The organism is Acinetobacter sp. 25-47-130, assembly GCF_056779705.1.
On sequence record NZ_JBWYII010000007.1, the window covers coordinates 44,930 to 59,773 of the forward strand.

Below are 14,844 nucleotides of genomic sequence, written 5' to 3' on the forward strand. Positions count from 1 at the left end.
TTTTTAAGCAATTTCAATTACATTACACTTAAAGTCTAAGCCACATTCCCTTCTAAGAAATCCTGTGCAAAGCGTTGTAATACCCCGCCCGCTTCATACACAGACACTTCTTCTTCGGTATCCAAACGACACGTTACAGGCACTTCAATCGTTTGATTTTTACCATCCGCCGTTGAGCGCTCAATAACTAAAGTCAAAGTCGAACGTGGCGCAATATTACCAATCACGCTATACAGTTCTGTACCATCCAAACCTAAAGTTTTACGGTCAGTTCCTGCCTTAAACTCAAGCGGTAACACACCCATACCGACCAAGTTGGTACGGTGAATACGTTCAAAACCTTCAGCTACAATGGCTTCTACACCTGCAAGGCGTACACCTTTCGCAGCCCAGTCACGGCTAGAACCTTGACCGTAGTCTTTACCTGCAACAATGATCAAAGGCTGTTTACGGTTCATGTAGGTTTCAATGGCTTCCCACATACGCATTACTTCGCCTTCAGGCTCTACACGCGCTTTTGAACCTTGCTTAATCGTACCGTCCGAACGTACCACCATTTCGTTATACAATTTCGGATTGGCAAAGGTCGCACGTTGTGCCGTTAAATGGTCACCACGGTGCGTTGCGTATGAGTTAAAGTCTTCCTCAGGCACGCCCATTTTATGTAGATATTCACCTGCTGCCGAATCCATCATAATCGCATTCGATGGTGATAAATGATCCGTTGTAATGTTATCGCCTAAAATCGCAAGCGGACGCATATTGGCTAAAGTACGTGGTGCTGCAAGTGCGCCTTCCCAATATGGCGGACGGCGGATATAAGTACTTTGCGGACGCCAATCATACAGTGGGCTTGCAGCTTGAACTTTCTCACCCAAATCAAACATTGGAATATACACTTTCTTAAATTGCTCAGGTTTAACCGCAACTTTCACCAATGCATCAATTTCTTCATCTGATGGCCAAATGTCTTTGAGGTAAATTGGGTTGCCATCTTTATCATGACCTAAAGCATCCGTTTCAATGTCAAAACGAATTGTACCTGCAATCGCATATGCAACTACGAGCGGAGGCGATGCCAAGAATGCTTGTTTTGCATACGGGTGGATACGACCATCGAAGTTACGGTTACCTGATAAAACAGCCGTTGCGTAGAGGTCACGGTCGATAATTTCTTGCTGGATTTTTGGATCTAGCGCACCTGACATCCCGTTACAAGTCGTACATGCATACGCCACGATACCAAAACCAAGTTTTTCTAAATCACCGAGTACACCTGCTTCTTCTAAATACAATGCTGCGGCTTTAGAACCCGGTGCAAAAGATGATTTCACCCACGGCTTACGCACTAAGCCGAGTTCATTCGCTTTACGAGCAAGCAAGCCAGCTGCAACCGTATTACGTGGGTTAGAGGTATTGGTACATGATGTAATAGCAGCGATGATGATTGCACCATCAGGCATTAAGCCTTCTGCTTCTTGCGCACGAGCAGCGTCTAAATTACCTGCAATACCTTTGGCTTTTAAATCGCTTGTTGATACACGCGCATGTGGGTTTGATGGCCCTGCAATATTACGAGTGACTGTCGATAAATCAAAACGGAGTACACGTGGGTACTCGGCTTTAGTCATATCACTTGCCCACAGACCAATTTCTTTGGCGTAGGTTTCTACAAGCTTCACTTGCTCAGGCTCACGACCTGTCAGCGTTAAATAATCAATGGTGTTTTGGTCGATATAGAACATCGCAGCCGTTGCACCATATTCAGGGGTCATATTAGAAATCGTTGCACGGTCACCAATCGACATGGTGTCTGCACCTTCACCAAAGAACTCTAAATAAGCACCGACTACACGCTCTTTACGCAAGAACTCTGTTAAAGCCAATACGATATCAGTTGCCGTAATGCCCGGTTTACGCTGACCAACAAGCTCTACACCAATAATGTCAGGTAAACGCATCCAAGATGCACGACCAAGCATCACGTTTTCAGCTTCTAAGCCGCCGACACCAATCGAGATCACACCTAACGCATCGGTATGTGGTGTATGTGAATCTGTGCCTACACACGTATCAGGGAAAGCCACGCCACCACGGTTTTGAATCACTGGAGACATTTTCTCCAAGTTGATTTGGTGCATGATGCCGTTACCCGCAGGGATTACATCGACATTTTCAAAAGCGGTTTTTGTCCACTCAATAAAATGGAAACGGTCTTCATTACGGCGATCTTCAATCGCACGGTTTTTCTCAAATGCATCAGGATCAAAACCACCGTACTCGACTGCGAGTGAGTGATCGACAATCAGCTGAGTTGGTACAACAGGATTGACTTTAGATGGGTCACCGCCTTGGTCGGCAATCGCATCACGTAAGCCTGCAAGATCCACAAGTGCGGTTTGACCCAAAATATCGTGGCAGACCACACGTGCTGGATACCAAGGGAAATCATGGTCTTGTTTGTTAAAGATTAACTCTTTAAGAGACTGCTCTAAAATTGCAGGGTCGCAACGGCGTACCAATTGCTCTGCAAGTACTTTAGAAGTATATGGGAGTTTTGCGTATGCGCCTGGCTGAATATCTTCAACGGCTTGACGCACATCATAATATTCGAGCTGGGTACCTTGCAGTGGTTTACGGTAGTTGTTATTCATCGCGTTCCTGCCTTGCCTTGAGCATCTTTTTTCTAAACTTTCTAAACATTTTGTTGTTGATGAGACTTCATCATTTGTGATGGCATAGTACACTGCTGAAAGTCCATTTCCCAAATCTTATATATTTCATAAACTTAGGTGTAAAAAACAGGGTTTTTGAAATATTTTGTTTCAAATAACGCAGTTAAATTAGCAGTTATGTGCTTTTTTTTGAAAAATAGTGGAAAATTGGGATAATTCTTTAGTATTAGATTCAGATTCGAGCATAGAAAATGAACAATTTATCTTTCTCCTCATTTACGCTTAATGGCGTGGATGCTCAAAAATTTTTACAAGGTCAAGTGACGTTGCATGTTGAACGCCTTGAAGAAAATATCACGCGCTACACAGCAATTTGTGATTTAAAAGGTCGAATTCACTTTGGTTTATGGCTAACAAAGCTGAATCCTGAAAGCTTTGTCATTGTAACCACTCAAGATCAAGCTGAAGAATTTTCTAAACACATTAAAAAATTTGGTGCTTTTTCCAAAATGAAACTTGAAGAATCAGGTCAGGTCTATCCTACGCTTCAAGGTGACACCACAACGTTCTCAGCAGAAGTAACAGATATTGCCGCTTGGCAAGTTCAAGCTATTCAACATGGTCAAGCTTACATTGATCAAGCCATAGAACACGTGTTCCAACCCCAAGAACTCCGTTTACATCAACGTGAAGGCGTTCACTACGACAAGGGTTGTTACTTGGGTCAGGAAGTGATTGCACGTTTATGGTTTAAAGCTAAACCGAAAGCGTGGTTACATTTAATTCAGGGTACAGGTGCTGTACCAGCAGAAGCTGAACAACTCGATAAAAGTGTACAAGTCGTCAATAGTGCGCCATTCGAAAACGGTTATATCGCTTTGGTGGTGGCACGTCCTGAAGCATTAGCAGAGTTAGACGTGACTGTTTTAGATTTGCCTGAGTATTTAAATGGTGATGTGGCTAGACCACAGTAAAATAATCTAAAAAAAACCTCCATTTAGGAGGTTTTTTTATTAACTAATAGGCTGAGGATTTGGAACATATTTCCGGTAAATGATCAGGTTTAATATGACCAATACCGCACAACACCAGTACATAAATTCAAAGCTCCATTGTGCAATAACCAATCCCATTACAACTGAACCAACTGCCAGACCAATATCAAAACAAATAAAGAATGTTGATATTGCATGCCCCATCCGATGTTTATCTACGGTTTGAATGGTGAGCGTTTGCAAACAAGGAAATACTGAACCATATCCAATTCCAATAAAAATTGCAGATAACCACAACATCCACTGATTATTAACTAGTGTTACGACCACAAGTCCAATCGCAAAAAATATAAAAGAAGGAACGATAACAGCACTCGGACCTTGACGATCATAAATTTTACCAACCCAAGGTCTTACAATTAACATCGACGCCGCAAACAATATAAAAAATACACTGGTGTACGCCAGCAGTTGTTTGCTCTCACTATAAACCGTAATAAAACTGGTAATACTCGAGTAAGCAAAAGCTGTAAGTAAAGCAACACCACTTACAGCAAAAACTTTAGGCTCAAGAAAATCGTCTAGCTGAAAACCTTTTTTATTCATTTTATTTTGCTGAGGTATCTGATTCGCTGGAATATTTAATAGCCAGCTAAAAATTAGACCTAAACTGATGAGCACCGCGAGAGCACCGAATAAAATTTGGAAGCTATAAAATTGAATCATGGTGAGCGCAATTAACGGTCCAAATACCACACCTAGGTTTGTGGACATCACATAATAGCCCATGCCTTCACCTTTACGATGCTCAGGAATAAAGTCATTCGCGACTGGAACAGCCACAGTGGTCAACACACTAAACCATATCCCATGCAAAAATCGTATAAGCAACAATGACCACATGTTATCAATAAATAAATAAGCAAATGCAAAGACCGCAAAAAACGTGCTCGATCCACGCATAGTGAGTCGCTTACCCATTTTTTGAATGATCATACCTGAAAATGGTCGTACTGCTATTGATGAGGCGAGAAAAAGCGTTAACGCTAATCCTGCTTCTTCAACTGATCCCGCTAAGTCCTTCACAATGTAAATCGGAAGGACAGCCAACATGGCAAAGTAGTAAATAAAAACAAATAAATTATTTAATACACACAAGATAAATGAACGATTCCAAAGTCGCTCGGTGGTTACACTCATGAAAATCTACTCTTGTCGCATTAATGTTTGGGCTTGAGGGCGTAATGGATCTAAACTCAATTTGACCAATTGACGGATATAGTGCTCATCAGGCAAATGATTAAAGAAAATAATTTGGTAATGAATAGGACCATACAGTCGATCAAGTACCAAATCATAGTGATCATGTTCTATCAGCTCCCCCGCCTCAATCGCCTGTTGGATCAGTTGATGCAGTTGAACTCGTTTAGGTAACAAATATTGCTTGAAGAATGTTGCAGCCAATTCACGATGATTCGCCATAACCACCAACATCGCTCGTCCCACTGGATGATCTAAAGCCTTAGCCAAACGAAGCAATTGTCGATTAAGATTTTGTTCAAGGTCGAGTTCTGGCTCAAACTCAAAAATTGAGAGTGTGAGCTCCTTAAACGTGTCTAGAACCAATTCAGATTTATGTGACCACCATCGATAAATGGTCGACTTTCCCACCCCAGCACGTGAAGCAATGTCTTCTACTGTCAGTTGGTGATATTCCACTTCATTCAAAGCCTGTTTGACTGAAGCTAAAATACATGATCGGCGTCGTGCACTTTTGTCTTCGCTTGCCATGAAATCCTCACGAATAAAACGATACGTTTCGTATCGTTTTATAATAGAGTTTTTTTATTGATAAAGATATGAAAATAAGACCAAGGCGTTAGATGGAATGATTTTAACTCTCAATCGATTGAGAGATGACTCATAAAAAAACCTCCTATATCGCTAGGAGGTTTATTCTAAAAGCCATGAAATAGTTTATTCATATCCTTCACCACATAATCTTTAAAATGAAATGCTCTCGCGTGTTTAGCATCAAACTTTACAGTTAAATCACCTTTTTGGAATACGTACACTCGATTCTCCTGACTCACCAAATACTGCTCGCCAAGTTTCAATAAAAGCGCATCTATCTTTTGTTCATCTGGGATTGAATCATCTTGAAAAACTTTATCGTAATTACGTTTAATGCCTTTTATAAACATCGTTGACCACCTCATTGCACAATGCGTATTTAAGCAAAACCATCGAAGAACTACTAGTGCATTAAAATTTTGGTTAAATCCATATATTCAAGGCTGAACAACATAAATCCAGTATCGTTTATATGCACACATTGCAATAATCAGACTTTATTCACAAAGCGAAGCTAAATTTGAAGGATGTATACATATTATATATTTACATTCACATAATTCGGACTATGATTAAATGGTATAAAACTCTATTTACATCAAATAAATAGGGTTGCTTTTAAGATAGGTATAAAACAATTATGAAAAAAATATTATGTGGTGCTTTACTCGCTGTTGCCACCTCATTTAGCTTCGCTGCCGCACCAGTCGATCCTGTATTCAGCAAAGTACAGGAACTGATTCAAGCAAAGAATTACAATGCGGCCTACCAAGAACTTGAACGCTTATCAAAAGCTGGGAATCCTCAAGCGACTTATAACTTGGCATATCTCACTCAAGCTGGTCAAGGAACCAAACAAGACAACAAAAAAGCAGTACAACTTTATGAACAAGCTGGCACTGCAGGCTATCCTTTAGCCAATTATGTATTGGCGCAAAACTATGCCACTGGCGGCTTGGGGCTGACCAAAAATGAAAAAAAATCTCGTGAATACTTAGATAAAGCTGCAGCTCAAGGTTTTGAAGATGCGATTGTTGAATCTGCTGTTCTACTGTTCTCTGAAGGTAAAGAACAATCTGATAAGCTCGCTTTGCAAAAACTTGATCCTTTAATTAAGAAAGGAAGTTATCCAGCCATTCATGCTCGTGCTTTATACGATATTTCATTAGGCTTCAAAACCAAAACTGAAGCGCCTGTGAAAAAAGGTTTAGCGAGCATTCAAGATTTAGGTAAAAAAGGATACATCCCTGCGCTTATGGCCATTGGTAACATGTTCGTAAACGGAAATATCGTTCCGCAAAACCTACCTGAGGCAAAAAAAATATTTAGTGCTTTAGCAGATGAAAATATTCCTCAAGCCAAAGAAAATCTAGCGATCGTGAACAAACTGATTGCTGAGAATGCAAAAAAACCTGCAGCAAATACGAAAGCTAAATCATAAGCATTAATTTAAATTTTAAACCGATGCTCAAATACAAAAACCCTATCACGAGATAGGGTTTTCTTATATGAAAAGGATATTTATGATTACATTTTAGGTTTTACTCAATTACCACCATAAAATAATTAATCCAGCAGTCACAATAAATCCAATGACTGTACTCATCAATAAAGGTGTAATTGCACGATCATTGAGCCCATATGCTTGTCCCAACATTCCAAATAATGCAGGTGTAGGTAAAGCTGCAATCAATGTCCCTACATACACGATATCCATTGGTGCTTGAGCAATAAATCGTAGAGTCAAATACATGAGTATTGGAAAAATAAAGTTGGATGATAGAACAATATAAAGACTCTGCTGGTTGACATATTTTAAGGTTAAACCTGCGACGCTCCCGCCAATCACAAATAACGCCAAAGGAGATGCCGTCTGACCAATCATTAAGAAAACTTGATCTATATAATGCGGCAGTTTAACCTGAAAAATAGCGCACACAATTCCGATTACCACACCAATAAACAATGGATTTTTACATAGGTTTATAAAGTTATTTTTTAATGTATTGAGTACAGCTTGCTGATTTTGAGCTTGCAAGCCCGCAATAAATAAAGCTGCTGGAACAAGAAAAACACTTTCGATAATTACGATTAAAGAAGTAAAGGCAAGCGCGATATGACCAATCAATAGACTTAAAATGGCTGTACCAAGTAATCCAGTATTAGACATTGAAGCTCCAATCGAGAGAATGGCAGCATCACTTAAATTGTTTTTAAAATGCTTTACCAAAACCCCTAAAGCGATTGCAAATACAAAGGCGGTCACCACAATATAACTGTAAAAAAGTTCAGGTTGCCATATCGCATCAAGATCTTTTGATGAAAGCGCTTGTAAAAATAGAGCAGGTAAAGCGACTCGAATGACGAATGTACCAACAATAGAGACTTGTTCCTTGCTAAGTAAATTCAGTTTAACCGAGGCATATCCCGAAAAAAGCAGTAAAAAAATCGGAATAATGACCGATAAAACCATGACTTAGCATCCCTAGCTATTGTATGAGTTAGTCAAATTATCATACAACAGCCGTAATTACCCAGGATGACTTTTTAAGTATACCTTTATGCCTATTTTATCTATCAGCATATGGCTTAAATAATGATTTCACATCATGCGGTTGGCATCGTAAATATTGCGGACTAATTTCAACCTCTGCTTTTAATTGAGCAGCAGCATGCCATGGCCATCTTGGATTAAATAGTATTGCCCTTGCGAGCCCGATTGCATCAGCTTTGCCTTGTTGTAAGACATCTTCCGCCTGTTGAGGTTCAGTGATCAGCCCAACAGCAATCACTGGAATGTCAACGTGTTTCTTGATTGCTTCCGCAAATGGAACTTGGTAATTAGGACCAATCTGAATATTTTGATCGACATGTAATCCACCAGATGATGCATGGATATAAACGGCACCAAGTTTTTCTAATGCCTTTGATAACCCAATTGAGTCATCAATATTCCATCCCTTTTCTTGCTCCATCCAGTCTGTTGCAGACAAACGAACACCGATTGGATAGTTGTCTGGAACAGCATTTTTGATCGCCTGAAAAACCTCTAAAGTTAGACGAATGCGATTCTCAAAACTTCCACCATATTCATCTGTTCTTCGATTAGATAAAGGGGACATAAATTGATGTAATAGATAACCATGAGCCGCGTGGACTTCGATGAGATCAAAACCTGCATCTACAGATCTGACTGCTGCAGTTGCAAAGTCATCGATAATTTTTTTGATTTCCTCGATACTTAATTCATGAGGAGCCTGATCATCTGGATTAAATGGTAAATCACTTGCAGATACCGTTTGCCAGCCATGTTCATGATTCGATGAGAATTGACCACGTCCCAACCATGGTTTATCAGTTGAAGCTTTACGTCCCGCGTGCGCTAACTGAATGGCGATTGGCGTTGGAGCAATCGATTTTACCTTATCAATCAATGCTTTTAATTGTGCACGTTGTAAATCATTCCATAACCCTAAATCTGCAAAACTGATACGACCTACAGCTTGTACCGCAGTTGCTTCAATAATATATAATCCAGCTCCCGACAATGCATAACTCGCCCATTGTTGTTCATGCCAAAAACTATGCTCCCCTGCTTCATTCGCAGAATACTGACACATGGGAGCAATAATAATTCTATTTTTGAGTGATAAATTTCCGAATTGAATTGGCTCAAATAATTTTGCCACACTGAATCTCCCTGATTTTAAATTGATTTATTTGTAGCAGTGTACAACGCATTTACGTGATAAATCATCTAAGTTCATTTCATCATTGAATGCTTTAAAAAACATTTTAAAACTTAACCATGAAGGCACTAGATGGATTGTGTATCATATTCTGTTCAAGCGTAATATCTTGTAGTTCACTCGATGCTGCTTGCAATATCCTCATTTAACCCAATATTTTTCTACTCGCCCATTTAACAGAGTTTCCATGCCTGAATTACCTGAAGTTGAAACCACGAAAACCAGCTTGCTCCCTTTGCTGAATCAAAAAGTACTTTCTGTTCAAGTCAATAATTCAAGTCTGAGATGGCCTATACCAAATGATGTAAATCAATTGGTCGGTCAACGACTGATAGGGCTAACACGTCGATCCAAATATATTTTGGCACAATTTGAAAATGTGACCATGTTATGGCACTTGGGAATGTCTGGAAGCTTTCGTTTGAGTGATTCACGTGATGCGTTGAGAAAGCATGATCATTTCATCATTCAATTCGATGATATCCAATTACGCTACCACGATCCTCGTCGTTTTGGTTGCATTTTATGGCTGGATGATCATGCTCAATCCAAACTTTTAGATACGCTTGGACCTGAACCTTTAAGTGAATCTTTCAATGCTGACTATCTAGAGCAGAAATTTAAAAATAAGAGTGTTGCAGTCAAAGTTGCAATTATGGATAACCACATTGTTGTGGGTGTTGGAAATATTTACGCAACTGAAAGTCTGTTTAATTTGGGCATTCATCCTGCACAACCCGCCTCTAGTCTTACACGGCCACAAATTGAAAAATTTGTCATTGAAATAAAACGAATCCTTAAACAAGCAATTGATTTAGGCGGATCTACTTTACGTGATTACACCAATGCCATGGGCGAAAATGGCTACTTTCAACAAACGCTATTGGCTTATGGGCGCGCTGGTGAAATGTGCATCAACTGTGAAACAACTTTAGAAAATATTAAACTCGGGCAACGTGCTTCTGTTTTTTGCCCTGAGTGTCAACCGCTTAAGCGACCTCAAGCCTCAAAGAATCCTGTATCAAAGGTAAAATCCAAATGAAATCAGCAATTGTTCGGCATATTTTAGTCAAAGATAAAGACCTGTGTATCCAACTTAAACAAAAGCTTAAAGACGGTGCTGATTTTGCTAAAATTGCTAAACAACATTCAACTTGCCCCTCAGGAAAAAAAGGCGGGGAATTAGGTGAGGTGAAGAAAGGACAATTGGTTGGTCCTATCGATAAGGCAGTTTTTAGTTTGGCTGAACGTGAATTACATGGACCAATTAAGAGTCAATTCGGCTGGCATTTACTCGAAATTAAATTTCGTATGGATTTTTAAACTTCCTGGATTTCCCTCTCCTTTTAGGAGATGAGAAGCATCGCTTCGCAAGGGAGAGCTAAGAATCAATACCTCCCGGCCTCCCTTTGACAAAGGGGGATTTAAAAAAAATGATGAGATATAAAAAACGGCGCATTTAGCGCCGTTTTCATTGTAAAAGCATTAACCTTTACGTTTTAATTCGTCACGAATTTCACGAAGTAATTCGATATCTTCTGGAGTAGCTTCAGGTGCTGGAGCTTCCTCCTCTTGCTTACGACGCATTTTATTCATCAATTTCACTAACCAGAATACCACCCATGCAAGCAGGATAAAGTTGATGAGAATCGTCAAGAAATTACCGTAAGCCAAAACATTTAAACCCGCTTCTTGAGCGGCAGCAAGCGTTGTAAGGTTATTTGGATTATCGCCTAATACAACAAACCAGTTTGAATAATCAACATCACCGCCTAAGATCCAACTGATAATTGGCATGATGACATCTTTCACCATTGAATCAATGATTTTACCAAACGCCCCACCAATGATCACACCGACCGCCAGATCCATTACATTGCCTTTCACGGCAAATTCTTTAAACTCTTTAATAATGCTCATTTTTTCTCCAAAATTTTTCTATGCATTAATGTGACATAATATACATTATTCTTAATGATATTTCCGTCCAAACTCGTTGGTTTTCCACCAAAATCATAAGTATCTCTGTTTAAATAAACAAGATCTTGTCCAGATCAACTACAACAATTCAACAACTTTTATTTCATCTCTTAAATGATGTAATCAAGATATAAAAAAACCGCTCTTTTGAGCGGTTTTTTATTTAAATCAATTAAGATTTATTACGTTTACGTTCGTTTTCAGTCAACCAACGCTTACGAATACGAATTGATTTAGGTGTAACTTCAACAAGCTCATCATCTTGAATAAATTCAAGTGCTTGTTCTAACGTATACTCAATCGCAGGAACAAGTGTTAATGCATCATCAGTACCTGATGCACGAACGTTTGTTAATTGTTTCGCTTTAGTTGGGTTTACAACCATATCGTCAGAACGAGAGTTAATACCAATGATCATACCTTCGTAAACTTCTAACTGAGGTTTAGCGAATAGACGACCACGGTCTTGTAAACTGAACAATGCATAGCCCAAGCATGTACCTTGAACCATAGAAATCAACACACCGTTTTGACGTTTTGCAACAGAACCTTGTTTCATTGGTCCATAGTGCGAGAAACTTGAGGTCATGATACCAGTACCTGAAGTCATGGTCATGAATTCTGAACGGAAACCAATCAAGCCACGTGAAGGTACAGTTGCTTCAATACGAATACGACCTTTACCGTCGACTTCCATATTGGTCATTTCACCTTTACGGTTACCCATTTGTTCCATCACAGCACCTTGATGCTGTTCTTCTACGTCAAATGTTACGTTTTCGTATGGCTCTTGCATTTCGCCGTCAATCTCTTTCAAGATTACTTGCGGACGAGATACACCCATCTCGAAGCCTTCACGACGCATGTTTTCGATCAATACCGAAAGGTGAAGTTCACCGCGGCCCGACACTTTAAAACGGTCAGGACTGTCAGTATCTTCTACACGAAGTGCTACGTTGTGAATCAATTCGCGGTCAAGACGTTCACGGATGTTACGTGAGGTCACAAACTTACCTTCTTTACCGGCGAATGGTGAGTTGTTAACTTGGAATGTCATCGATACTGTAGGCTCATCTACAGAAAGCGGTGGCAATGCTTCAACATGTTTAGGATCACAAATCGTGTCAGAGATATGAAGTTCGTCCATACCTGTTACACATACGATGTCACCTGCAGAAGCAGATTCAACGTCGATACGCTCTAAACCATGGTAACCCATGATTTTTAAGATACGACCGTTACGTGTTTTACCATCTTTGTCGATTACCGTTACAGGTGTGTTCAATTTCACTGAACCACGTTGGATACGACCAACACCAATAACACCAACGAAGCTGTTATAGTCAAGTGAAGACACTTGCATTTGGAATGGACCATCAACATCCACTGCTGGCGGCTCAACGATGTCTACGATTGTTTGGAACAACGGAGTCATGTCTTCAGCCAATTCTTCTGGTGAAGGACCTGCTACACCACGAAGACCAGAAGCATAAACCACAGGGAAGTCTAACTGTTCGTCAGTACCACCAAGGTTATCAAATAAATCGAATACTTGATCGATTACCCAGTCAGGACGCGCATTAGGCTTGTCAACTTTGTTGATAATTACGATTGGTTTCAAACCACGTGCGAACGCTTTTTGCGTTACGAAACGAGTTTGTGGCATTGGACCTTCTTGTGAGTCTACCAAAAGAAGTACACAGTCAACCATCGACATTACACGTTCAACTTCACCACCGAAGTCGGCGTGTCCCGGGGTATCCACGATATTGATACGGTATTCAGTATCAGTACGTTTATCTAACCATTTGATTGCAGTGTTTTTTGCAAGAATGGTAATACCACGTTCACTTTCAATAGCGCCTGAATCCATGACACGCTCGATCTCACCCGCGCGTTCACCCAAAGCACCTGATTGTTGTAAAAGTTTGTCGACAAGAGTCGTTTTACCATGGTCGACGTGTGCGATGATGGCAATATTACGGAGAGTTTTAATATCTGACATGTAAATTCGATACGCTTTAAATTTGAGGGCAAATTATACAGAAAAATCCTAAACTTTTATAGTGACTGTTTCTTTACAATTTCATTTTTTTTTGATGAATGGTTATGTTTCGGTTTTGTAAACCCATGTAACTCGATTAGAATGTCGGCACTTTCGCTTAATCTAGATGGTATAGACCATGTCTGCTCCCGACCAATCTCAAGAACCGAAACTCGATCTTGTTTATGGTTTAGACGATAAACCAAAACCGTTCATCGCTTTTCTCGCTGCCATTCAGCATTTACTTGCCATTATTGTTCCGATTGTTACTCCTGGTCTATTGATCTGTTTGGCTTTAGGTGTTTCTAAAGAAGATACAAACATGATCCTCTCCATGTCATTGGTGATTTCAGGTATTGCGACATTCTTACAAAGTAAAAAGGTTGGTCCTTTCGGTGCAGGCTTACTGATTGTTCAAGGTACAAGTTTTAACTTTATCGGTCCTATTATTGGGATTGGCTCAGCAATGGTTGCCGCAGGAACTCCAGTTGAAACTGTTATGGGTTCAATTTTTGGTGTCGTGATTGCAGGCTCATTCATTGAAATGGGCGTTTCACGCATATTACCATGGGTGAAAAAACTCATTACTCCACTTGTGACTGGTATTGTTGTACTTCTCATTGGCTTAACCTTGATTAAAGAAGGTTTAATCTCAATGGGTGGTGGTTACCAAGCGATGGGGAATAATACTTTTGCCAATACAGACAATCTCATTATGTCTTGTACTGTTTTGGCATTAATCATTCTCTTAAACCGCTTAAATGTTACATGGGTCAAGAGTAGTGCGATATTAATTGCACTGATCGTAGGTTATGCGTTAGCAGGCTTCATGGGCCATTTAGATTTTTCTGGCTTAGAAAATGCACCTTTGGTTCAAATCCCTACACCAATGCACTTTGGCTTAGACTTCTCTTGGAGTTTATTTATACCAATGGCATTTATTTATCTGGTTACTTCATTAGAAGCGATTGGTGATATCACCGCGACCTCTAAATTGTCTAATCAGCCTGTTGATGGTCCGAAATGGATGGAGCGAATTAAAGGTGGTGTACTCGTCAACGGTGCAAACTCCTTACTCGCTGGTTTATTTAATACTTTCCCGAGTTCTGTTTTTGCTCAAAACAATGGTGTTATCCAATTAACTGGCGTTGCTAGTCGACATGTGGGTATATGGATCGCCGCTCTATTAGTTATTCTGGGTTTACTACCAGCAGTCGCTGCCATCATCCAAGCTGTTCCTCAAGCTGTACTAGGCGGTGCTGTCATGGTGATGTTTGGGGCTGTTGCGGCATCTGGGATTAATATCCTTTCTGGCATTCAACTTGACCGCCGTGCATTGCTTATTATTGCAATTTCACTTGCCCTCGGTTTAGGTGTTGCTCAAGTTCCACAGATTCTTGAACATATGCCTGAACTCATTCGTAATATATTTAGCTCTGGTGTAGCAACTGGCGGCATTGCAGCCTTGATCTTGAACTTCGTTCTACCTGAAGCAAAGAAATAATTTAGATTGAATCAAAGACTGCCCAGCATTGTCTGGGCTCTTT

The 14,844-nt window shown here is 40.0% G+C and carries 13 protein-coding genes; 5 read left to right on the top strand and 8 right to left on the bottom strand.

What is annotated here, in order from left to right; genetic code table 11:
• Nucleotides 1-35: 35 nt before the first annotated feature.
• Complete coding sequence (acnD, locus tag AC1M83_RS09655) at nucleotides 36-2,654, bottom strand: Fe/S-dependent 2-methylisocitrate dehydratase AcnD (RefSeq protein WP_481590535.1); 2,619 nt, start codon at nucleotides 2,652-2,654, stop codon at nucleotides 36-38.
• 272 nt (nucleotides 2,655-2,926) lie between these two features.
• On the opposite strand from acnD, the gene ygfZ reads away from it, so the two are divergent.
• Nucleotides 2,927-3,649 carry a CAF17-like 4Fe-4S cluster assembly/insertion protein YgfZ gene (gene ygfZ / locus AC1M83_RS09660; RefSeq protein WP_481590536.1) on the top strand — a complete coding sequence of 241 codons (723 nt, stop codon included), beginning with the start codon at nucleotides 2,927-2,929 and terminating at the stop codon, nucleotides 3,647-3,649.
• Between the two features lie 39 nt (nucleotides 3,650-3,688).
• On the opposite strand, the gene AC1M83_RS09665 is transcribed toward ygfZ, so the two are convergent.
• From AC1M83_RS09665 to AC1M83_RS09675, 3 genes are all read right to left on the bottom strand, one after another.
• Nucleotides 3,689-4,870, bottom strand: coding sequence for an MFS transporter (locus AC1M83_RS09665; protein WP_481590537.1), 1,182 nt, complete (start codon nucleotides 4,868-4,870; stop codon nucleotides 3,689-3,691).
• A 6-nt stretch (nucleotides 4,871-4,876) separates the two neighbouring features.
• Nucleotides 4,877-5,461 carry a TetR/AcrR family transcriptional regulator gene (locus AC1M83_RS09670; RefSeq protein WP_180028295.1) on the bottom strand — a complete coding sequence of 195 codons (585 nt, stop codon included), beginning with the start codon at nucleotides 5,459-5,461 and terminating at the stop codon, nucleotides 4,877-4,879.
• Nucleotides 5,462-5,628: 167 nt separating this feature from the next.
• On the bottom strand, nucleotides 5,629-5,874 hold the full coding sequence (locus AC1M83_RS09675) for a hypothetical protein (protein WP_092767507.1): 246 nt from the start codon (nucleotides 5,872-5,874) through the stop codon (nucleotides 5,629-5,631).
• Nucleotides 5,875-6,164: 290 nt separating this feature from the next.
• Here AC1M83_RS09675 and AC1M83_RS09680 point away from each other — a divergent pair, with 290 nt between their 5' ends.
• A complete protein-coding gene (locus tag AC1M83_RS09680; protein ID WP_481589229.1) occupies nucleotides 6,165-6,965 on the top strand; it encodes a tetratricopeptide repeat protein in 801 nt (266 codons plus the stop codon).
• 108 nt (nucleotides 6,966-7,073) lie between these two features.
• On the opposite strand, the gene AC1M83_RS09685 is transcribed toward AC1M83_RS09680, so the two are convergent.
• Together AC1M83_RS09685 and AC1M83_RS09690 are read right to left on the bottom strand one after the other, a co-directional pair.
• A complete protein-coding gene (locus AC1M83_RS09685) occupies nucleotides 7,074-7,997 on the bottom strand; it encodes an AEC family transporter (RefSeq protein WP_481590538.1) in 924 nt (307 codons plus the stop codon).
• Between the two features lie 97 nt (nucleotides 7,998-8,094).
• Nucleotides 8,095-9,213, bottom strand: a complete 1,119-nt coding sequence (locus AC1M83_RS09690) for an NADH:flavin oxidoreductase/NADH oxidase (RefSeq protein ID WP_481589231.1) — start codon at nucleotides 9,211-9,213, stop codon at nucleotides 8,095-8,097.
• Nucleotides 9,214-9,460: 247 nt separating this feature from the next.
• On the opposite strand from AC1M83_RS09690, the gene mutM reads away from it, so the two are divergent.
• Together mutM and AC1M83_RS09700 are read left to right on the top strand one after the other, a co-directional pair.
• Nucleotides 9,461-10,315 (top strand): bifunctional DNA-formamidopyrimidine glycosylase/DNA-(apurinic or apyrimidinic site) lyase, encoded by an 855-nt coding sequence (mutM, locus tag AC1M83_RS09695; protein WP_481590539.1) that lies wholly within the window; start codon nucleotides 9,461-9,463, stop codon nucleotides 10,313-10,315.
• Nucleotides 10,312-10,596, top strand: coding sequence for a peptidylprolyl isomerase (locus tag AC1M83_RS09700; RefSeq protein WP_180028291.1), 285 nt, complete (start codon nucleotides 10,312-10,314; stop codon nucleotides 10,594-10,596). Before mutM ends, AC1M83_RS09700 begins: the two co-directional genes overlap by 4 nt.
• A 162-nt stretch (nucleotides 10,597-10,758) precedes the next feature.
• Here AC1M83_RS09700 and mscL read toward each other — a convergent pair whose 3' ends face one another.
• Together mscL and typA are read right to left on the bottom strand one after the other, a co-directional pair.
• Nucleotides 10,759-11,193: a large conductance mechanosensitive channel protein MscL gene (mscL, locus tag AC1M83_RS09705; protein ID WP_035270698.1), complete on the bottom strand. Its 435-nt coding sequence runs from the start codon at nucleotides 11,191-11,193 to the stop codon at nucleotides 10,759-10,761.
• Nucleotides 11,194-11,425: 232 nt separating this feature from the next.
• Nucleotides 11,426-13,258, bottom strand: coding sequence for a translational GTPase TypA (gene typA, locus AC1M83_RS09710; protein WP_035270590.1), 1,833 nt, complete (start codon nucleotides 13,256-13,258; stop codon nucleotides 11,426-11,428).
• Between the two features lie 178 nt (nucleotides 13,259-13,436).
• Between typA and AC1M83_RS09715 the strand changes: the two genes are divergently transcribed.
• The gene (locus tag AC1M83_RS09715) at nucleotides 13,437-14,801 is read left to right on the top strand and encodes a uracil-xanthine permease family protein (RefSeq protein ID WP_035270592.1); all 1,365 of its coding nucleotides are present in this window, start codon (nucleotides 13,437-13,439) and stop codon (nucleotides 14,799-14,801) included.
• Nucleotides 14,802-14,844: the final 43 nt, after the last annotated feature.

Coding starts and splice junctions, on each gene's coding strand:
- acnD (WP_481590535.1), bottom strand. CDS start 2,654: ATGAATAACAACTACCGTAAACCACTGCAAGGTACCCAGCTCGAATAT.
- ygfZ (WP_481590536.1), top strand. CDS start 2,927: ATGAACAATTTATCTTTCTCCTCATTTACGCTTAATGGCGTGGATGCT.
- AC1M83_RS09665 (WP_481590537.1), bottom strand. CDS start 4,870: ATGAGTGTAACCACCGAGCGACTTTGGAATCGTTCATTTATCTTGTGT.
- AC1M83_RS09670 (WP_180028295.1), bottom strand. CDS start 5,461: ATGGCAAGCGAAGACAAAAGTGCACGACGCCGATCATGTATTTTAGCT.
- AC1M83_RS09675 (WP_092767507.1), bottom strand. CDS start 5,874: ATGTTTATAAAAGGCATTAAACGTAATTACGATAAAGTTTTTCAAGAT.
- AC1M83_RS09680 (WP_481589229.1), top strand. CDS start 6,165: ATGAAAAAAATATTATGTGGTGCTTTACTCGCTGTTGCCACCTCATTT.
- AC1M83_RS09685 (WP_481590538.1), bottom strand. CDS start 7,997: ATGGTTTTATCGGTCATTATTCCGATTTTTTTACTGCTTTTTTCGGGA.
- mutM (WP_481590539.1), top strand. CDS start 9,461: ATGCCTGAATTACCTGAAGTTGAAACCACGAAAACCAGCTTGCTCCCT.
- AC1M83_RS09700 (WP_180028291.1), top strand. CDS start 10,312: ATGAAATCAGCAATTGTTCGGCATATTTTAGTCAAAGATAAAGACCTG.
- mscL (WP_035270698.1), bottom strand. CDS start 11,193: ATGAGCATTATTAAAGAGTTTAAAGAATTTGCCGTGAAAGGCAATGTA.
- typA (WP_035270590.1), bottom strand. CDS start 13,258: ATGTCAGATATTAAAACTCTCCGTAATATTGCCATCATCGCACACGTC.
- AC1M83_RS09715 (WP_035270592.1), top strand. CDS start 13,437: ATGTCTGCTCCCGACCAATCTCAAGAACCGAAACTCGATCTTGTTTAT.